The 18,852-nt window shown below is 62.5% G+C and carries 22 protein-coding genes; 15 read left to right on the plus strand and 7 right to left on the minus strand.

The window, feature by feature from the left end:
• Nucleotides 1-2: 2 nt before the first annotated feature.
• A complete protein-coding gene (locus GEV38_RS13820) occupies nt 3-860 on the minus strand; it encodes a LysR family transcriptional regulator (protein WP_054571978.1) in 858 nt (285 codons plus the stop codon).
• A gap of 90 nt (nt 861-950) precedes the next feature.
• Here GEV38_RS13820 and GEV38_RS13825 point away from each other — a divergent pair, with 90 nt between their 5' ends.
• From GEV38_RS13825 to GEV38_RS13835, 3 genes are all read left to right on the plus strand, one after another.
• Nucleotides 951-1,364 (plus strand): VOC family protein, encoded by a 414-nt coding sequence (locus GEV38_RS13825; RefSeq protein ID WP_054571977.1) that lies wholly within the window; start codon nt 951-953, stop codon nt 1,362-1,364.
• 27 nt (nt 1,365-1,391) lie between these two features.
• A complete protein-coding gene (locus GEV38_RS13830) occupies nt 1,392-2,660 on the plus strand; it encodes a cation:dicarboxylate symporter family transporter (protein WP_054571976.1) in 1,269 nt (422 codons plus the stop codon).
• A 258-nt stretch (nt 2,661-2,918) separates the two neighbouring features.
• Nucleotides 2,919-3,341 (plus strand): anti-virulence regulator CigR family protein, encoded by a 423-nt coding sequence (locus GEV38_RS13835; RefSeq protein ID WP_054571975.1) that lies wholly within the window; start codon nt 2,919-2,921, stop codon nt 3,339-3,341.
• 28 nt (nt 3,342-3,369) lie between these two features.
• On the opposite strand, the gene GEV38_RS13840 is transcribed toward GEV38_RS13835, so the two are convergent.
• Complete coding sequence (locus tag GEV38_RS13840; RefSeq protein WP_081013905.1) at nt 3,370-3,591, minus strand: hypothetical protein; 222 nt, start codon at nt 3,589-3,591, stop codon at nt 3,370-3,372.
• 164 nt (nt 3,592-3,755) lie between these two features.
• On the opposite strand from GEV38_RS13840, the gene GEV38_RS13845 reads away from it, so the two are divergent.
• Nucleotides 3,756-4,085, plus strand: coding sequence for a hypothetical protein (locus GEV38_RS13845; RefSeq protein WP_015270223.1), 330 nt, complete (start codon nt 3,756-3,758; stop codon nt 4,083-4,085).
• A gap of 1 nt (nt 4,086) precedes the next feature.
• On the opposite strand, the gene osmE is transcribed toward GEV38_RS13845, so the two are convergent.
• Nucleotides 4,087-4,443 carry an osmotically-inducible lipoprotein OsmE gene (gene osmE / locus GEV38_RS13850; RefSeq protein WP_015270224.1) on the minus strand — a complete coding sequence of 119 codons (357 nt, stop codon included), beginning with the start codon at nt 4,441-4,443 and terminating at the stop codon, nt 4,087-4,089.
• 80 nt (nt 4,444-4,523) lie between these two features.
• Entirely contained in the window at nt 4,524-5,759 is a 1,236-nt protein-coding gene (locus tag GEV38_RS13855) for an NADH:flavin oxidoreductase/NADH oxidase family protein (protein WP_054571974.1), read from the minus strand.
• Nucleotides 5,760-5,870: 111 nt separating this feature from the next.
• On the opposite strand from GEV38_RS13855, the gene GEV38_RS13860 reads away from it, so the two are divergent.
• On the plus strand, nt 5,871-6,299 hold the full coding sequence (locus tag GEV38_RS13860) for a MerR family transcriptional regulator (RefSeq protein ID WP_054571973.1): 429 nt from the start codon (nt 5,871-5,873) through the stop codon (nt 6,297-6,299).
• Between the two features lie 157 nt (nt 6,300-6,456).
• Here the strand turns inward: GEV38_RS13860 and GEV38_RS13865 are convergent, their stop codons facing one another.
• Entirely contained in the window at nt 6,457-6,663 is a 207-nt protein-coding gene (locus GEV38_RS13865) for a hypothetical protein (RefSeq protein ID WP_015270227.1), read from the minus strand.
• Nucleotides 6,664-6,892: 229 nt separating this feature from the next.
• On the opposite strand from GEV38_RS13865, the gene GEV38_RS13870 reads away from it, so the two are divergent.
• From GEV38_RS13870 to GEV38_RS13900, 7 genes are all read left to right on the plus strand, one after another.
• Entirely contained in the window at nt 6,893-7,873 is a 981-nt protein-coding gene (locus GEV38_RS13870) for a quinone oxidoreductase (RefSeq protein WP_015270228.1), read from the plus strand.
• Between the two features lie 13 nt (nt 7,874-7,886).
• Nucleotides 7,887-8,735 (plus strand): TauD/TfdA family dioxygenase, encoded by an 849-nt coding sequence (locus GEV38_RS13875; RefSeq protein WP_013972530.1) that lies wholly within the window; start codon nt 7,887-7,889, stop codon nt 8,733-8,735.
• A gap of 54 nt (nt 8,736-8,789) precedes the next feature.
• Complete coding sequence (locus GEV38_RS13880; protein ID WP_015270229.1) at nt 8,790-9,839, plus strand: 3-keto-5-aminohexanoate cleavage protein; 1,050 nt, start codon at nt 8,790-8,792, stop codon at nt 9,837-9,839.
• 194 nt (nt 9,840-10,033) lie between these two features.
• Nucleotides 10,034-11,347: an MFS transporter gene (locus GEV38_RS13885; protein ID WP_054571972.1), complete on the plus strand. Its 1,314-nt coding sequence runs from the start codon at nt 10,034-10,036 to the stop codon at nt 11,345-11,347.
• Nucleotides 11,344-11,997 carry a DsbA family oxidoreductase gene (locus tag GEV38_RS13890; RefSeq protein ID WP_054571971.1) on the plus strand — a complete coding sequence of 218 codons (654 nt, stop codon included), beginning with the start codon at nt 11,344-11,346 and terminating at the stop codon, nt 11,995-11,997. Before GEV38_RS13885 ends, GEV38_RS13890 begins: the two co-directional genes overlap by 4 nt.
• Nucleotides 11,994-12,320 (plus strand): Rieske 2Fe-2S domain-containing protein, encoded by a 327-nt coding sequence (locus tag GEV38_RS13895; RefSeq protein WP_054571970.1) that lies wholly within the window; start codon nt 11,994-11,996, stop codon nt 12,318-12,320. Before GEV38_RS13890 ends, GEV38_RS13895 begins: the two co-directional genes overlap by 4 nt.
• Nucleotides 12,317-13,327, plus strand: coding sequence for a YeiH family protein (locus tag GEV38_RS13900; RefSeq protein WP_023660908.1), 1,011 nt, complete (start codon nt 12,317-12,319; stop codon nt 13,325-13,327). Before GEV38_RS13895 ends, GEV38_RS13900 begins: the two co-directional genes overlap by 4 nt.
• A 152-nt stretch (nt 13,328-13,479) precedes the next feature.
• Here the strand turns inward: GEV38_RS13900 and GEV38_RS13905 are convergent, their stop codons facing one another.
• Together GEV38_RS13905 and GEV38_RS13910 are read right to left on the minus strand one after the other, a co-directional pair.
• Nucleotides 13,480-14,538 (minus strand): AraC family transcriptional regulator, encoded by a 1,059-nt coding sequence (locus tag GEV38_RS13905; protein WP_015270234.1) that lies wholly within the window; start codon nt 14,536-14,538, stop codon nt 13,480-13,482.
• The gene (locus tag GEV38_RS13910; RefSeq protein ID WP_152976787.1) at nt 14,526-14,753 is read right to left on the minus strand and encodes a hypothetical protein; all 228 of its coding nucleotides are present in this window, start codon (nt 14,751-14,753) and stop codon (nt 14,526-14,528) included. The genes GEV38_RS13905 and GEV38_RS13910 overlap by 13 nt, the downstream gene beginning before the upstream one ends.
• A gap of 93 nt (nt 14,754-14,846) precedes the next feature.
• Between GEV38_RS13910 and GEV38_RS13915 the strand changes: the two genes are divergently transcribed.
• The 3 genes from GEV38_RS13915 (at nt 14,847) to GEV38_RS13925 (ending at nt 18,851) form a co-directional block, all read left to right on the plus strand.
• Nucleotides 14,847-15,425 (plus strand): alpha/beta hydrolase, encoded by a 579-nt coding sequence (locus GEV38_RS13915; protein WP_015270235.1) that lies wholly within the window; start codon nt 14,847-14,849, stop codon nt 15,423-15,425.
• Between the two features lie 73 nt (nt 15,426-15,498).
• Nucleotides 15,499-17,454 (plus strand): DUF1302 domain-containing protein, encoded by a 1,956-nt coding sequence (locus tag GEV38_RS13920; protein ID WP_054571969.1) that lies wholly within the window; start codon nt 15,499-15,501, stop codon nt 17,452-17,454.
• 38 nt (nt 17,455-17,492) lie between these two features.
• Complete coding sequence (locus GEV38_RS13925) at nt 17,493-18,851, plus strand: DUF1329 domain-containing protein (protein ID WP_054571968.1); 1,359 nt, start codon at nt 17,493-17,495, stop codon at nt 18,849-18,851.
• Nucleotide 18,852: the final 1 nt, after the last annotated feature.

The raw sequence follows: 18,852 nt of genomic DNA on the forward strand, positions 1-18,852 counted from the left end.
CGTCAGGGCATCAGTACGGATGCCAGCAGCTTGATTGCCGACGTGCGGTGATGGCCGGCACTGTAGGCCAGCACTATGTCGCGGCAGTACCTTGGTTCTTCGCTCAGAATCCGGGCGTTTGGCGATTGCTCCAGCAATGACGGCCATTGCGGTACCAAGGAAACGCCTTGCCCCAGCGACACCAGCAGGCTGATGGCTTCGAGCGCATCCAGGTCGCAAGCCACGCTTGGCGCGAGACCCAGATCGTCCAGATAGCGCTGGGTTATCAGGCCTCCCCAGGAATCGACGGCATATCGGATATAGGGCCCGGTGGCCAGCATTGCCTGCGCTTCAGCCCGGGAGGCCGCGGCAGGTGCCAACAAGTACAGCGGTTCGCTGCGCAATGTGAGCGTTCTCAACGATTTTGCTGTCTTGAAGGGTGGCGCCACCAGAATTGCCGCATCCAGCTCCTGATTGATCAGCTTGTCATGAAGCAGTTTCGAGTCACCGGGTGTGATGGTGAGCTTGAGGTCGGGCGCGGAGGATGACAAATGCTCGAGTGCTGGCGGTACAAGGCCGGTGAGGGCGGTTGATATGGCGCCAATGCGCAGTTCCCCGGTCAGCGTGTCGGCGTTGAGGTCGTTCCTGAGCTGATTGGCATGCTCGACGATGCAACGTATGCGTGGAATCAATGCCAGCAGCTTTTCTGTCGGCCTTATCGCGTGTGCTTCTCTATTGAAGAGAGTGCAGCCCAAGTGTTTCTCCAGATTTCGAATGCGCAAACTTATTGCAGCGGCTGAAACATTTGCTTTCTTTGCCGCACCCGCAATGGAGCCGCATTCAACAACAGATATGAGGCTTTCCAGATTTTGAATGTCCATAAGTAATGCTTATGCTCAGACCAAGTGTCAGTTGGTGTACATGAATGCCGGGCGGTGTGAGGATAGTGGCTCCGTTCGAGGAGTACCATCATGTTGACACCCTTTCATGTTGCTTATCATGTCAAAGATCTGGATGAAGCAAGAAAATTCTATAAAGAGGTTCTTGGCTGTGTCGAGGGGCGTAGCACTGATACGTGGGTAGACTTCGAGTTCTTTGGTCACCAGATATCTCTGCATGTGGGCAAGCCCTTTCAAACCAGCCGCACTGGCAAGGTCGGCCCGCACCTTGTACTGATGCCTCATATCGGGGTGATATTGCCTCTGGATCGCTGGCAAGCCTTGGCTGAACGCCTTGAAGTTCTGGGTGTGCAGTTCGAAATTCCACCGGTTGTACGTTTCGAGGGTGAGCCTGGCGAGCAGAGGACAATGTTTTTCCTGGACCCAAGTGGTAATCCGATCGAAATCAAGGGGTTCAAGAACTTGAGTGCAATCTTTGCCTCCTAGTATTTTATAAAAGCAGAGATCAGTCCTGTGAGAATAAAAATAAATTTAATCACGCAAATTGCAATTGGTCTGGCTGTCGGTATATGCGTTGGCCTGCTATTGAATCATTTTCCCGATTACAAGGGTTGGTGGACCGAGCAAGTGCTACAGCCGGCGGGCGATGCGTTCATAAAACTGATGAAAATGATCATCGTGCCGCTGGTGTTTTCCTGCATGGTGGTAGGCATAGCCGGCTCCGGCAAGCGCGCCCTGGGGCGGTTGGGAACAAAGAGCCTTGTCTATTTCTTTGCCGTGACCGGGGTCGCAATCATTTTCGGCCTGCTGGTCGGTAACGTGCTCCAGCCAGGCGCTGGTGCGGGCTTCGCCGTTTCATCGGCGAGTGAAGCAGTGCCACCGGTGCAAAATGGTTCGGCAGGGCTCGGCAAGGTACTGTTGGGCATCATTCCTGACAATGTAGTGGCGGCAATGGCAGAGGCGAAGCTGTTGTCGGTACTGTTCTTCGCCATCTTGTTCGGGGTGGCACTGTCTACGCTGGATGAACCCAGGAAACAGCCGTTGGTTGCCGTGCTGCAGACGGTGGTGGAGACCATGTTCAAGGTCACTCATATGGTCATGGCCTACTCACCGATCGGCATCTTTGCCCTGATAGCTGTTACCGTGTCGACCTTCGGGATTGATTCACTGATGCCGCTGGCAAAACTGATAGCCATTACTTATGTGGCGGTACTGTTCTTCGCGATTGCCGTGCTGGGCCTTGTTGCCAGGGCTGTTGGCGAAAATATCTTCGAGATCATCAAGGCCTTCAAGGATGAACTGATACTGGCCTTCAGCAGCGCGAGTTCCGCCACCGTCATGCCGCAATTGATGGCCAAGACCGAAGCACGGGGTGTGCCGCGAGCTATCACGTCGCTGGTGATCCCGTTGGGTTATTCATTCAATCTGGATGGCGCGTCGCTGTTTGCGGGCCTGGGTACGCTGTTTATCGCGCAGGCTTACAATATTGAACTGGCCTTGGCAGACCAGGTAATGCTGGTATTCATCATGGTATTGACGTCCAAAGGCGCTGCCGGAGTGCCCGGGTTTATGTTTGTGATTCTCACTGCAACCCTGACGGCGGCAGGTTTGCCTTTGGAAGGCGTGGCCTTGATTGCAGGGGTATATCGATTGATGGACATGCCCGTTACGGCACTGAATGTGCTCGGCAATGCGCTGGCGCCGATCGTGATTGCAAAATGGGAAAGCCGCGCTGGAACATTACCGGCTGATGTCGTGGTTACGGAGCAATCATCTCGATAGCAGATGGGCAGGCTCGTTCAGCGAGGTGTTTGGAACGGGAATTGCTGCATCCCTGAAAACCTGCCCATTCGGGGATACGGCCATGCTTCCAGAAAATCTTTATTTCATGTTTCTCTTCGCCATTGGCGTGCTGGCCCTTGATGTGGCAGCCATCATGCTCTATCGGAGTGCCAAGCCCTGACCCGGGTTTGGGGACTTCCACCCTGAACCGGGTTTTGGTCTACAGTGCTGGGACGTCTCTGGTGTAAGGAAACAGCTATGGCAAAGCGTCGATGGGCAGTTATCGCTACCTCGATCGCGCTGGCAGTGGGGCCGGCGCTCACTTATGCCGACCCGGGTAATGGTAAAGGGCAGGGCCACGGCAAGGACAAGGGCCAGCATGGTCAAGGTCACGGGGGCTCGTATGGTGGCCCGTCGATAAACCATGGCGATGTGCTTGGCATTCTTGACGGGCACCGTGGCTACTGGAGCGCAGGGCCGGCGCTGCCCCCCGGCATTCAGAAGAACCTGGCCCGTGGCAAACCTCTACCGCCAGGTATCGCCAAGAAGCTGGATGGCAGGCTGCTGGGGCAACTCCCTCATTATGATGGCTATGAGTGGATGCAGGCGGGGGCGGACCTGATCCTGGTGGCAGTCGCTACGGGGATCATCTACGAGGTGTTGAACGGCGCACTGGATTGAAGCCTGGCGCTGGTGTCAGCCAGCGCCTTCATCTTTGTCGATCCTTGCCGCTACTATTTTCCAGAACGTTAAGTACTGAGCCTTTGTCGTCCGTCACCAGCAATTCGCTCGAGTGCGTGCCCTCTGTTTGTAGTTCGGCCAGTGGCATATCTGCATTACGAAAAATGCTGCGACCTTGTTCACCAACACTCAAGGTGATGAGTTTTCCATTCTGATAAAAGAAGTGCGTGCGGTTGGTGTTCTTTTGCATGGTGCGTGCTCCGAAGGCTATTGGCAGGGTTCACTTTCCCAGCCTTCACGCACCCAGGCTACTGGCAGAAATATCAGGTGGGCCTGTGCTGCGAGACTTTGGTTGATTGGTAAGCCAATACAACCCCCGTTAGAATGCAGCGTATCCTTGATGGCTAATTGCAAATGTCTATGTTTCGTATCTTTCTCTTCGCTGTGGTGGTCACCGGTGTTGCCGGCTGCGCAACCCCAGGCAAACCCACTGCCAGCAAACTGACTCACAAATCGCCACAGCAATACGCCGCTTGCGTACTACCCAAATGGCAAGCACTGGCGCCTCAAGCCACGCAGAAATCGATCGCCCACGGCTATCGGCTGACGGCACCCAGCCCCGTGGCATCCGATGATGTGCTGGACGTAGTCGATTCCCACGAGGGCAGCCGCGCGACTTTCTACAAGGGCAGCTTCCTGTCTGGCGACAAATTGCGCCAGGCAGCCAGGGAATGCCTGGACTGACTCAGTAACCCGATCCGCTAGAGCCGCCCATGCTGGGCAGGCGGGCCCTGCGCTGAGCATTGCTCCACTCGGCGCAGGTCATGAACGCGGTATTGTCCACTTTGCCTGTGCCGTCGAAACTTACGCTGTAGGGCTGCCGGTTGTCGGCCTTGGTCAGCATGTAGTCGAAACAGGTGCCGGGCACCACGGTGCGTTCGGTCTCCGCAGCGGGCTTGCCGCCTACCTGCATGACCTGGTCTCTGCTCATGCCGTTGGTGACTTTCGCCACCAGCGGCTGGTCGTGGTACAGCGCGGAGTTGGACGAGCAGGCAGAAAGCGCTGCCAGTGCAAGGATCAGCGCGTGAAAGGGTTTGTTCATGGCAGTGCTCCGGTAGAGGATGCCGATGAAGGCAGTGCTCCCAGCGCGAATGTGCGACGCCTGGCTCTGCGATCACACCATCAATCCGCTCGGCTTTTCATCATACGCCTGTACTGCCGCACCCGCAGTAACGTGCAGCCTTGCTCCAGCAACAAGGCGCGCAAGGGCGACGCATGCGCCTTGGGCCGGCTGCCGGCCGCCAGGCGGCGCATCTGCAATTTCACCAGGGCCATGTAGGCCAGTGCGGCAAAGGCCTTGCGCTTCCAGCGAATGGGCTCCAGTTCGGCGGTTGCCGTCGGCTCGCCGTTCTGCCAGCGCCGGGGCAGGGCAGGCTCGACTGCCAACGCCGTGGCAATCCCAGCCATGGCCACACCGCTGGCCAGCACCTGCTCGACCACCGGCAACCGCCGGATACCGCCGGTGACCATCACCGGCATCTTCGCGATAGCGGCGATTTCCCGGGCAAACTCCAGGAAGTAGGCCTCGCGAGCCAGGGTGCGCCCATCGCGGGCATCACCCTGCATCGCCGGTGCCTCATAGCTGCCGCCCGACAGCTCCACCAGGTCCACCGACAATTCATTCAGCCACAGCACTACCTGGCGCGCATCCGCCGGTTCGAAACCGCCGCGCTGGAAATCCGCCGAATTCAGTTTCACTGCCACGGCGAAACCGGGCGAAACCACCTCGCGCACGGCCTTGACCACTTCCAGCAGCAACCGCGCGCGATTTTCCAGGCTGCCACCCCAGCGATCCTGGCGCTGGTTGCTCAGTGGCGAAAGAAACTGGCTCAGCAGGTAACCGTGGGCAGCGTGGATCTGTACGCCACTGAAACCAGCTTCTTCAGCCAGCGCCGCAGTGCGGGCGAAGCGCTGGATCAACGCGCCGATCTCGGCTTCGTCCAGTGCCTTGGGCAGGGGGAACAGCTTTGACAAATCGCCCATGTCCAGGGCAATGGCCGAAGGCGCTACGGTGGGCTGGCCGAGGTTGGCCTGCATCTGCCGGCCCGGGTGGTTGATCTGCATCCAGAACTGCGCGCCGTGGGCGCGGCCGATGCGCGCCCAGTCGCGAAAACGTTGCAGTGGCTGGCTGGCATCGAGCATCACGCCACCTGGGCCGGTCATGGCGCCAGGGTCGACCATCACGTTACCGGTCAGCAACAGCCCGGCACCGCCCTTGGCCCAAGCCTGGTAAAGGCGCAGCAGCTGGTCGGAAGGGGTCTGGTCCGGGTTGGCCAGGTTTTCCTCCATCGCCGCCTTGGCGATGCGGTTGGGGATGACACTGCCATTGGGCAGGTGCAGGGGCTGGAACGGCGTCATGGCGATCTCCGGAAAGGGTTGCCACGCATCGGTTTTTGCGCACGTGGGCTAGGTTCGGGAAAAGGCTAAGGTTAAAGTCAGCTTTAAGGTCAAGAGGGGAATGCTGCCGCAATGAAAATTGGTGAACTGGCGCGACGCACGGGGCTTAGTGCATCGCGTATCCGCTTTTACGAAGCCAGCGGACTGATTGCTGCGCGGCGCCTGGGCAATGGTTACCGCGATTACCCGGAGCAGGTGGTGCGGGCGCTGGAGATCATCACCTGCGGCCAGCAGGCCGGGTTCAGCCTGGAAGAAATGCGCAAACTCACCGATGCCTCCGGGGCTGCGGCGGGTGGGCATGATTTATTGCTGGGCAGCCTCAAGCGCAAGGTGGCGGAGATCGAAGCGATGCAGCAGCGGCTGGCGCACAACCGCGCGCAGTTGCTGGCGGTTATTGCAGGCATGGAAGACAAGCCGCAGGGGATGGATTGCGAGGAGAATGCCCAGCGCCTGATTGCCGGTTGGCAGCAGGGCGAGGCCACGAACACGGGACCCCTGTAGGAGCGGCCTTGTGTCGCGATGGGCTGCGTAGCAGCCCCGGCAATCTGTGCATCAACGCAAGAGCCGGGGGCTGCTGCGCAGCCCATCGCGACACAAGGCCGCTCCTACAGGGATCGCACAGGCGTCTGGATTCTGGGTAAGACAGTTGCGCTCGCGATCAGCCTACATCACCGCGCTTGTTCAGCTGCTCGCACTGCACCTGCGCATCCGACCTGCTTGGATAGCTGGGCTTGAGCCGCTCCTTCGCTTGGTTGTCGTAAATGTCGAACCCCCCACAAACGGTAGCGGCGTAATAGCGGCTACCCACGCGGAACGACTCCTTTTCGATCGGCACAGCGGGAACGATAACGAATCTTGGTTGCATTTTTCGTGCCTCCCCAGGCAGAGACTTAAGTATTAGTCTGGCCATGGATAACCATCAAGGATACTCATGAATAAAACCTCGTTTTGTTGAACGGCAGGTCGACGCCCGTCCTGTCATCAAATGAAAACCCGCTGTCGTCCGATGCGAAGCACCCCGCACATCAAGGGCATACAGTCCAATCACCCAGAACTGACGCCATGCGTCCAGATCGATGATTGGAGAGACAAGCATGTCCAAAGTCGTACGTTTCCATCAGACCGGTGGCCCCGAGGTGCTGCGCTACGAGGACGCCGAGGTCGGCGAGCCCGGCCCGGGGCAGGTGCGCTTGCGCCAGGTGGCGGTGGGCCTGAACTACGCCGATACCTATTTCCGCAACGGCACCTACCCGATTCCGCTGCCCAACGGCATTGGCGTGGAAGCGGCCGGCGTGGTCGAGGCGGTGGGCGAGGGCGTGACCCAGGTGGCAGTCGGTGACCGGGTCACCTACACCGGCTTCCTCAACACCCTGGGCGCCTATTGCACCGAGCGCCTGATCCCTGCTGCCGCGCTGATCAAGCTGCCGGATACCATCGCCTTCGAAACCGCCGCCGCGATGACCATGCGCGGCCTGACCTCGGCCTATCTGCTGCGTCGGCTGCATGACTTCAAACCCGGCGACAGCGTGCTGCTGCATGCCGCTGCTGGCGGGGTCGGCCTGATCGTCGCGCAGTGGGCGCAGCTGCTGGGGCTTAACGTGATCGGCACGGTGTCCACCGAGGCCAAGGCCGAAGTGGCGCGCGCCCATGGCTGCAACCACGTCATCAACTACAGCGTCGAGGACGTTGCCACGCGCGTGCGTGAGCTGACCGACGGGGTAGGGGTGAACGTGGTGTTCGACAGCGTTGGCAAGAACACCTTCATGGGCTCGCTCGATTCGCTCAAGCGCCGCGGCCTGATGGTGTGCGTCGGCACGGCGTCAGGCACGATCCCGCCGTTCGACCCGCAGTTGCTGGCGATCAAGGGCTCGCTGCAGCTCACCCGCCCGGCACTGGCCGACTTCATCGCCGACCCGGCGGAAAAGGCCGACCTGGCCGGTGAGCTGTTCGATCACGTCGGCAGCGGGCGCATCCGTATCGAGATCAATCAGCACTACGCACTGCAGGATGCCGTCCAGGCCCACCGTGACCTGGAAGCGCGCAAGACCACCGGCTCGTCGATCTTCGTCATCTGAAGAGGGCAACAGCATGCACATCGAACAACTGACCTGCGCGATCGGTGCCGAGGTAAGTGGGGTCAACCTGGCCGACGCGATCCACGACGACGACCTGTTCGCCCAGCTTCGCGCGCAGTTGCTCCGGCACCGTGTGCTGTTCCTGCGCGACCAGCACTTCAGCCGCGCCGAACACGTGGCGTTCGCCCGCCGCTTCGGCGACCTGGAGGACCACCCGGTGGCCGGCAGCGACCCGGAGCATCCGGGCCTGGTACAGATCTACAAGCGCCCGGACCAGCCCAACGACCGCTATGAAAATGCCTGGCACACCGACGCCACCTGGCGCGAGGCCCCGCCGATGGGCTGTGTGCTGCGCTGCATCGAATGCCCGCCCGTGGGCGGCGACACGATGTGGGCGAACATGGTGCTGGCCTATGAAAACCTGCCAGGCGATGTGAAGGCCAAGATCGAAGGCCTGCGCGCCCGCCACAGCATCGAGGCGAGCTTTGGCGCCGCCATGCCGCTGGAAAAGCGCCTGGCGCTGAAGGCGCAGTTCCCCGATGCCGAGCACCCGGTTGTGCGCACCCACCCGGAAACCGGCGAGCAGGTGCTGTTCGTCAACGCCTTCACCACCCATTTCAGCAACTACCACACCCCGCAGCGGGTGCGCTTCGGCCAGGACGCCAACCCCGGCGCCAGCGACCTGCTGCGCTACCTCATCAGCCAGGCCTACCTGCCGGAGTACCAGGTGCGCTGGCGCTGGAAGCCCAACAGCGTGGCGATCTGGGACAACCGCAGCACACAGCATTACGCCGTCATGGACTACCCGCCGTGCCATCGCAAGATGGAGCGCGCCGGGATCAAGGGCAGCCCCACGTTCTGAGTTCGTCGCCGTCGCTGGCGGCAACCGCACAATAACAATAGCGAGGACTACAGCATGCAATTCTTCGACGATTCGTTGCACCCGGAAAACATGGAAAAGGTGGTGATCACCGTGGCCCCCTATGGGCCGGAGTGGATGCCCGAAGACTTCCCTGAAGACATTCCCCTGACCATGGACGAGCAGGTGCAGAAGGCTGTCGACTGCTACGAGGCAGGTGCCACCGTACTGCACCTGCACGTGCGCGAGCTGGACGGCAAAGGCTCCAAGCGCCTGTCCAAGTTCAACGAGCTGATCGCCGGGGTGCGCGAAGCGGTGCCGGACATGATCATCCAGGTTGGCGGATCGATTTCCTTCGCCCCGGAAAGCGAGGGCGAGGCGGCCAAGTGGCTGTCGGACGACACCCGGCACATGCTCGCCGAGCTGACGCCGCGCCCCGACCAGGTGACCGTGGCCATCAACACCACGCAGATGAACATCATGGAGTTGCTGTACCCCGAGTACCTGGAAGGCACCTCGCTGGCCAGCCCGGCGATTCATGCCGCCTACAGCGAAATGACCGTGCCGGCCGGCCCGGCCTGGGTCCGCGAGCACCTGCGCCGCCTGCAGGCCAGCAACATCCAGCCGCATTTCCAGCTGACCGGCATGCATGCCCTGGAGACGCTCGAGCGCATCGTCCGCCGTGGTGACTACATGGGCCCGCTGAACCTGACCTGGATCGGCATTGGCGGCGGTTTCGACGGCCCCAACCCGTTCAACTTCTTCAACTTCATCCACCGCGCGCCGGACGGCTGCACCCTGACCGCCGAATCGTTGCTGAAGAACGTGCTGCCGTTCAACACCATGGCCCTGGCCATGGGCTTGCACCCACGCTGCGGTAACGAAGACACCATCATCGACCAGCATGGCAAGCGCTTCACCTCGGTGCAGCAGATCCAGCAGACCGTGCGTGTGGCCCATGAGCTGGGCCGCGAGATTGCCAGCGGCAAGGAAGCACGCGCCATCTACCGCATCGGGCAGCAGTACGACAGCATCGAGCAGACCCTCGAGGCCAACGGCATGGCGCCGAATCGCCAGCCGGGTGTGAAGGGCGTGCCGCAGCGCTGACTTCACTGGCCTGCGCCGGCCTTTGTAGGAGCGGCCTTGTGTCGCGACAGGGCTGCACAGCAGCCCCGGCAATAGTTGAGTTGACGCTTCAATCGGGGGCCGCTTTGCGGCCCATCGCGACACAAGGCCGCTCCTACAGGGGGCGTGCCAATACATAAGAACAAGAAAAACCCACATCACCCCAAGGAGGCAACATGGCCACCTATCTCGCCAGTGCCGAAGATTCCGGCACCGACACCGCCCACAGCGTCCCCCGGCGCTATGCCTGGGTGGTCTTCGCCCTGACCTTTGGGCTGTTGATCTCCGACTACATGTCGCGCCAGGTGCTCAATGCGGTTTTCCCGCTGCTCAAGGGCGAATGGGCATTGAGCGACAGCCAGCTCGGCCTGCTCAGCGGTATCGTCGCGCTGATGGTCGGCCTGCTGACCTTCCCGCTGTCGCTGCTGGCCGACCGCTTCGGCCGGGTGCGCAGCCTGGTGCTGATGGCAGTACTGTGGAGCCTGGCCACCCTCGGCTGCGCCCTGGCGGAAAACTATCCGCAAATGTTCGTCGCGCGGTTTCTGGTCGGGGTAGGCGAGGCTGCCTACGGCAGTGTCGGCATCGCCGTGGTGGTCGCCGTGTTCCCCCGCGACATGCGCTCGACCCTGGCCGGGGCGTTCATGGCCGGTGGCATGTTCGGCTCGGTGCTGGGCATGGCCCTGGGCGGTGTACTGGCCCAGCACCTGGGCTGGCGCTGGGCATTCGCCGGCATGGCGCTGTTCGGCCTGGTGCTGGCGATGCTGTACCCGCTGATCGTCAAGGAGGCACGTATTGCGCCTCGGTGCGCGCAGCAGTCGCAAGGCAGGGCCGTTCGTCCGCTGCGCACTCTGTACAGCAGCCGTTCGGTCATCGCGGCCTACGTCGGCAGCGGGCTGCAGCTGTTCGTCGGCGGCACCGTGATCGTCTGGATGCCCAGCTACCTGAACCGCTATTACGCCATGGGCACCGACCGCGCCGGGGCAATTGCCGCAGTCATCGTGCTGTGCAGCGGTATCGGCATGATCCTCTGCGCCATGCTCTGCGACCGCCTCGGGCGGCAGCGCCCGGACCGCAAGATCAGCCTTGCCATCGCCTACTGCCTGGGCAGTTGCGCGCTGTTGTCCATCGCCTTCGCACTACCGGCCGGCACCGCCCAACTGGTACTGATCTGCCTGGGCATGATGATCGCCGCCGGCACCAACGGCCCGTCCAGTGCCATGGTCGCCAACCTCACCCACGCCTCGGTGCACGGCACAGCGTTTGCCACCCTGACCCTGGCCAACAACCTGTTGGGCCTGGCGACCGGGCCGCTGATCACCGGGCGCGTTTCCGACCTGATCGGCTTGCATGCCGCCTTCCAGCTGGTACCGCTGATGAGCATCGGCGCGGCGGCAGTGTTTTTCCTTGCCAAACGTCATTACCACCGCGACATGGAGCGTCTGCATGCACCGGCAGGCGACGCTGCCGCACCCCGGGAGTTGAAACCGTGAAACAGCTGTTGTCCGTCGAAGTGTTCTTCGATTTCGTCTGCCCCTGGTGCCTGATTGGCCAGCGACACCTGCAGGCCGCGCTCTTGCACTTGCAGCGTGAACAACCGCAAGTGCAGGTACAACTGCAATGGCGAGGTGTGCAGTTGTTGCCTGGCTTGCCAGCCAGTGGCGTGCCGTTCCATGCCTTTTATCTGCAACGCCTGGGCAGCGAGGAGGCGGTACGCGAGCGCCAGGCCCAGGTGCGCGCCGCTGCCCGCGTGGTGGGCGAGGACATCGACTTCTCGCGTATTCGCCGCATGCCCAACACCGGCAATGCCCATCGGTTGCTGCAACGGGCTGCTCAGTTGCTCCAGGCAACGCAGCTGGAAGCCTTGCTGGCACAGCTGTTCATCGCCTATTTCCACCAGGGCCGCGACCTGGGGGATAGTCGCACCTTGCTCGACATCGCCCAATGTTGCGGGCTGGATGCCGCGCAGGTGGTCGACTGCCTGCGTGACGACGGCAGCCCCTTCCTCGATGGGGCCGGGCGCGCTGGCAGTGCCGTGCCGCGTTTCCGTTTCAATCACGGGCCGCTCGTTGCGGGTGCGCAGCCTGCCGAGGTGCTGTATGCGGCCATGACCGAAGCGCTGCAAGAGGTTGAAAGGGCATGACCCGGCGCATCGCATTGGCCCCCCATCAGGTGCCGGAACGTGACGGCCGTGTGCTGTTGGCCTGTGAAGGGCGCAGCGTGGCACTGTTCAATGTTGCCGACTCGCTCTATGCCATCGAAGACAGCTGCCCGCACCAGGGCGCGTCGTTGTGTGGCGGCCGGCTGGAAGGCCGTGTCATCCAGTGCTGCGCGCATGGCCTGCGCTTTGACCTGGCCAGCGGCTACCTGGTCAATTCCAGGGCCTTGAAGGTTGCCAGCTACCCGGTCGAGCAGCAGGGCGGGCAGGTTTACATCGTGTTTGACTGTGAGGAAGCGGGGCAATGAATACACTGGCACTTGGCGCTACCCATCAGCGTATCCGCACCCTCGCCCCTGGGGTGGTGGTCAGCCTTATCGTCGGTGCGGCCGCCAGTTTCCTCAGTGAGCATTACGCAGCGCCGGTCATGCTGTTTGCCTTGTTACTGGGGATGGCGCTGAACTTTCTCGCGGTCGATGGCCCCTGCAAAGCCGGTATCGAATTTACCGCCCGCACGGTACTGCGCCTGGGCGTGGCGTTACTTGGCATGCGCATCACCCTGGACCAGATTGCCAGCCTGGGCTGGAAGCCCGTGGCCCTGGTCGTGACCCTGGTGGTGGTGACCATCCTGGTTTCGGTGGTGGTGGCCAAGGCGCTGGGGTTTTCACGGCTGTTCGGCATGCTCACCGGCGGTGCCACGGCCATTTGCGGTGCCTCGGCGGCGCTGGCGCTGGCAGCTGCCTTGCCCCAGCACCCGCGCAAGGAGCATGCAACGCTGTTCACCGTGATCGGCGTGTCGGCGCTGTCGACCCTGGCGATGATCCTGTACCCAATGATTGCCCAGTGGCTGCACCTGTCCCCAGCGCAGGCCGGGGTGTTCCTCGGTGCGACCATCCACGACGTGGCGCAGGTGGTGGGCGCGGGCTACAGCATGTCTACCGAGACCGGCGACATTGCCACCGTGGTCAAGCTTATGCGAGTGGCCATGCTGTTGCCGGTCATTGTCTGCGCGGCCATGATCACCCGGCGCCAGGGCCTCGAGGCCGGTGGCCAGCGGCCGCCCTTGCTGCCTTGGTTCGCGGTCGGCTTCCTGCTGCTGGCGTGCGTCAACAGCACAGGCTGGGTACCCGCCGCGGTGCAGGGCGGTATCAACGACCTGTCGCGCGGCTGCCTGGTGGTGGCGATCAGTGCCCTGGGCATGAAAACCCAACTCAAGGCGCTGGCCTCGGTCGGGGTGAAACCCATTGCGCTGATGGTGGGGGAGAGCGTGTTTCTTGTGCTTTTGGTGCTGGCGTTGATGCACTGGGGCCTTTAGAAAGTGACCGTGGGTGACAACACTCCGCGGCGCCTGCTTCGCGGGCAGGCCCGCTCCCACAGGGCCCGCGCTGGGTCGAGGGTTTGTACCATACCTGTTCTGGCCTCATCGCCGGCAAGCCAGCTCCCACAGGGATAGCGCATGGCGTGAGGTCAATACGGTCGAGGTGGGAGCTGGCTTGCCGGCGATGGGCTGCATGGCAGCCCCAATGGGCCAGCCCGCTGTGCCCGCCAACTGGCCGGCGGCATGCCGAACTGGGCGATGAACCAGCGGGTGAACGAACTGGGCATCGAATAACCCAGCATGTCGGCGATACGCCCCAGCGAATAGCCGGGGTTCTCCAGGTAGCGCATCACCAGGTCACGGCGCACGCTGTTGATCAGGTCCTTGAAGGTCAACCCGCTTTCCTCCAGGCGACGCTGCAGGGTGCGTACGTTCATGCCCTGGGTCTGTGCCACCTGTTCGATGGTGGCGCGGCCCATGGGCAGCAGCAGGTAGATGGTCTTGCGCAACTCCAGCTCCAGGGACGGCGTGCCGCCCGCCGGCAGGCTGTCCAGATAGCGCTGCGCCAGGCGCGCCATGGCCTCGTTGGCCTGCGGGCTGGCGCTGTCGAGGTCGGCGGCCGGGCAGACAATACCGTTGAATTCGCTGCCGAACACCAGCGTGCAGCCGAAAATGCGCCGGTGGGTGGCCAGGTCGGCGGGAGGCGCGTGGGTGAAGTTGGCGCTGATCGGGTGCCAGTGCGCACCCAGCAGCGCGGCGCACAGGCGCATCATCACGCCGATGGCCAGCTCGGTGGCCTGGCGGCTGCAGGGCGCGCGTTCGTTGATCACCTCCTCACGGATGACCACGGTCTTGCCGGCTTCCTCGATATGAATGGCCAGGGCGTCATTGAGCAGGTGACGGTACTGCACGATCACCTGCAGTGCATCACGCAGGGTGCGTTGGTGGCTGAGCAACAGGCTTATCTCGCCGAAGTCCGACAATTGCCGCAACTCGGCCATGCGCAGGCCGAAGCTTTCGCAGCGGGTGGCGCTGGCGGATGCTTCCAGCAAAGCGATGACGCTGGCAACCGGAATACGCCGATTGGGGTCTTCGAGCAACGCGGCGCTGAGGCCAACCTGTGCCAACAGCGCATGGGGATTGAGGCCCAGGTGGCGGGACACCTCAAGGTAATTGGTCAAGCTGGCGGCACGGACTAGGGCAGGCATTTTTTGTTGTTATCCATGTTTTCCAGGCTAACTGCTGCTTTTTTTGTAGGAGCAGCCTTGTGCTGCGAAGAGGCCGTAAAGGCCATAACAGTGATGTTCGTCGTACCGGCCTCTTCGCAGCACAAGGCTGCTCCTACAAAAAGTGAGCGGCTGATTGGTTTTATAGCCTGCGTGTCATGAATTGAAAAGCAAAGCCCCGTCATGGCCATTGTCATCAAATGAAAAGCCCCTGACGCCCAATGTGAAGCACCCGGTGGGTGGGCTGTTTACTGTGAACCTCAAGAGCTACACCGCACACGAGGTTCACCGTGGAAAAACTGCAAACCACCGCCACCGTGCTGATCGTCCCCGGCCTGCGCGACCATGTTGCCGAACACTGGCAGACCCTGCTCGCAGGCCGCCTGGCCAAGGTGCGCAGCGTGCCGCCGCTGCAGGTCGACGGCCTGAGCTGCACAGCCCGGGTCGAGGCGATCCAGCGCGAGCTGGACCAGATCCATGGTGAAGTGATTCTGGTGGCGCACAGCGCTGGCGTGCTGATGGTCGCCCACTGGGCGGCGCGCTACCGGCGGCCGATCAAGGGTGCATTGCTGGCGGCGCCGCCCGACCTGAACGCGCAATGGCCGGCCCACTACCCGAGCCCGGCCAGCCTGGCCGAGCATGGCTGGTCGCCATTGCCCCAGCAGTTGCTGCCGTTCCCCAGCATTGTCGCGGCCAGCAGCAACGACCACCTGGCCAGCTTTGCCGCAGCCAGCGCCCTGGCCCATGGCTGGGGTAGCGAACTGGTCGCACTGGGGGCCGTCGGCCACCTCAACCCGGCCTCCGGCTTCGGCCCCTGGCCGCAGGCCGAGGCCTTCATCCAGCGACTGGACCAGCCCAACCTGCAATAGCGCATGGACGCCCCAGCCACGCTCGCAAAAGACGGGCGGCGAAAAAACAATAACAATACGTGGAGCCATCGTAATGCCAGAACACCGCATTTACCGCGCTGTGAAACCACAGCGCTGCCTGCTTGCCTGCGCCATCGGCCTGCTCACGCTGCCCGCCGCCCAGGCGTTCGAAGTCGATACCGGTAATGAAAACTGGGCCGTGCGCTTCGACAACACCGTCAAGTACAACTACGGCGTACGCACCGAAAGCGCCGACAAGCGCATGCTGGGCACGCCCAACAGCAACGACGGTGACTACAACTTCCGCAAGGCCGGCACCAACATCACCAACCGGGTCGACCTGCTGACCGAACTGGATGTGGTCTACCAAGGCAACACCGGCTTCCGCGTCAGCACCGCCAGCTGGTACGACAAGGCCTATGACAACACCGGCTCCAACAGCAACCCGTTCGTCAACGGCAACGGTGACCAGTCCGGCATCAACCCCAGCCTCAATGGCCTGCCTGGCACTGGTGTGCCGCTGGGCAGCCCGCACCTGAGCAACTACGCCCAGCGTTACTACAGCGGCCCGTCCGGTGAAGTGCTGGATGCCTTCGTGTTCTTCAGCCGTGAAGTTGGCGAGGCCTCGCAGGTCAGCGCCAAGCTGGGCCAGCACAACCTGTTCTGGGGTGAAACCCTGCTCAACCCGGTGCACTCGTTGAGCTACGGCCAGTCGGGCCTCGACCTGGCCAAGCTGGCCGCCTCGCCGGGCACCGAGGCCAAGGAGCTGTTCGTGCCGCGCAACCAGCTGTCGACCTCGTTCCTGGTCAACTCCGAACTGACCCTGGGGGCCCAGTACTTCTTCGACTGGGACGCCGCCCGCCTGCCCGAAGCCGGTACCTACTATGGCGGCTCGGATGTGGTAGGCGAGGGCGCCCAAAGCTTCCTGCTCGGCCACACCGGCACCCCGGGGCTGATCCCGGTGCGCGGCGCGCTGACCACCATCCGCCGTGGCCATGACCTCAAACCGGGCAAGAGCGGCGACTGGGGCATCATGGCCAAGTGGTCGCCGGAGTGGCTGGGCGGCACCCTCGGTTTCTACTACCGCAAGACCTCCGAGATCCTCCCGCAGGCCTGGCTCGACGCGCGCGGCATGACCGTCGCCAACGGCCCGTTCGGCAACCCGCCGGGCAGCCGCCAAGGTGCAGTCGGCAACCTGTACAACTCGCTGCAAAGCACTACCTACCAGTTCGCCTATTCCGACGACATCGACATCTATGGCCTGAGCCTGTCCAAGGATGTGGGTGGCATCAGTGTCGGCAGCGACCTGAACATCCGCCACAACATGCCGCTGGCGAGCATCCCGGCAATCGTCAGTGCCCCCGGCCAGGGTGGCCTGGGCGGCGGCTTCGGCCTGCTTCCGACACGCCTGCCCAGCAGCGGGGTGATCTACGACGTACCCAAGGATGGCGACGGCCTGAGCGCCACCGGCGACACCTTGCACTGGACCTTGAACGGTCTGATGACCATTGGCGATACGCCGCTGTTCGATTCGGCAACCCTGCTTGGCGAGCTGTTCTACAGCAACCTGCTGAAACTCGATAGCCACAACGAGGCCTTGTACAAGGGCAAGAGCAGCTACCGCGGCATCGACAAGGCCACCCGCGACAACTGGGGCATCGCCGTCAACTTCACCCCTACCTGGTACCAGGTGCTGCCGGGCATGGACCTGAGCATGCCGCTGTCGGTCAACGTCGGCCTCGACGGCGTGTCGCCGGTGCAAGGCGGCGGCGCCGAGAACACTGGCAACTATGCGGTGGGTGTGAGCGCCGCGATCTACAACCAGTACTTCGTCGACCTCAAGTACGTCGACAGTTTCGGTGAGACCAAGGCCTGCAAGGACGGCCAGACCGACGGCAGCACCCCCAACGCCCTGGACGGCGAACAGGATTACACCTGCTACGGCGGCGGCTACGCCTCCTTCTCCGGCGGTGGTGCCACCACCGAGGACCGTGGCGCCCTGTACCTGACCGTCAAGACGACCTTCTGAGTCATGTTTCCTACAGCCTACACAGGAAGACAACCATCATGAATTTCGTACGTACCCTGCTGGCCTCGTGCCTGTCGCTGGCCGCCCTGAATGCTGCCCAGGCCGCCGTTTCCACTGACCAGGCCGCGCGCCTGGGCACCAGCCTGACCGCCATCGGCGCGGAAAAGGCCGGCAATGCCGATGGCTCCATCCCGGCCTACCAGGGCGGCCTGCTGACGCCGCCAGCCAGCTACCAGAGCGGCGCCAGCATGCGCCCCGACCCGTTCGCCAGCGACAAGCCGCTGCTGGTGATCGATGGCAAGAACGCCGAGCAGTACAAGGACCAACTGACCGCCACCACCCTGGAACTGCTCAAGCGCTACCCCAGCTACCGCGTCGATGTGTACCCGACCCACCGTAGCGTGGCGCTGCCGCAAGCGGTACTCGACAACACCCGCAAGAACGCCACTGCCGCCAACAGCAAGGAGGGCGGTACGGCGGTGGACAACGTGCTGCCGGGCATCCCGTTCCCCATTCCGCAGAACGGCGCCGAGGCCATGTGGAACTTCCTGCTGCGCTATCAGGGCGTGAGCATGACTGCCAAGTACGACTCGTGGAACGTCGACGCTGCTGGCAAGCCATCGCTGTCGACCACCGGCCAGGCCAATATCAGCTACCCGATCTACGAAGACATGACCAAGCTGATCGGTGCCAAGGACACCTACTACCAGATGAAACTGGTGTACACCGGGCCCGCACGCCGTGCCGGCGAAGCGATGATGCTGCGCGATGCCGCCAACCCGCTGGTGCAGCCACGCAGTGCCTGGCAGTACCTGCCGGGCCAGCGCCGGGTCAAGCTGGCGCCGAACCTGGCCTACGACACGCCCAACCCGGGCACCTCCGGTTCGGGTACCTACGATGACGTGTTCGTCTTCAACGGTGCGCTGGACCGCTACGACTGGACCTTGGTCGGCAAGCAGGAAATGTACGTGCCGTACAACACCTACCAGCTGACCTACAACACCGACGTCAAGCAGGTGATCACCCCCAATCACCTGGCGCCGCAGTTCGTGCGCTGGGAGAAGCACCGGGTGTGGGTGGTGGAAGGCAAGCTCAAGGACGGTGCGCGCCATATCTACCACAAGCGCCGCTTCTACCTCGACGAAGACAGCTGGATCGCCCTGGCCTCGGACCAGTACGACGCCCGTGGTCAGCTGTACCGCGGCTCGTTCGCCTTCCTCACCCAGAGCTACGACAAGCAGACCCCGGACGCCACGCCGTTCATGATCTACGACCTGATCGGCGGCACCTACAACCTCAATGGCGTGGTCGGTGCCTACGGCGGCATCCGCTACATCGACCCGCTGTCGAAAACCCAGTGGTCGCCTGAGTCGTTGGCCGGCAACGGCATTCGCTGAA

Source organism: Pseudomonas sp. 13159349, from assembly GCF_013305685.1.
Lineage (GTDB): Bacteria > Pseudomonadota > Gammaproteobacteria > Pseudomonadales > Pseudomonadaceae > Aquipseudomonas > Aquipseudomonas asiatica.